Below are 233 nucleotides of genomic sequence, written 5' to 3' on the forward strand. Positions count from 1 at the left end.
GACTGCCGGAAGCGATGGAACCGTGGATGGTATACTGCAAGCGGTGGTGGCAACAGTCGATCTGCCCAATGTCAACTTCGGAATCGAAGAAGGCCCCGAGACAGCGGTTAACCTGCAACCTTCGCAGCCTAATCCAGGGGGAACCACCAATGTGACTGTACCTGCCGATGCTTTTGTAACCAGTAATGTTGGAACTAACCCCAACACAGGTGATCCGGCCCCTGGAGCGGTTA

At 54.9% G+C, this 233-nt stretch carries 1 protein-coding gene; it reads left to right on the plus strand.

Annotated elements, in window-relative coordinates:
* On the plus strand, positions 1-233 hold a 233-nt coding region (locus AC2YIT_RS32265; RefSeq protein ID WP_487281958.1), incomplete at both ends, for a hypothetical protein.

The organism is Dyadobacter sp. SRI_021 (genome assembly GCF_057586235.1).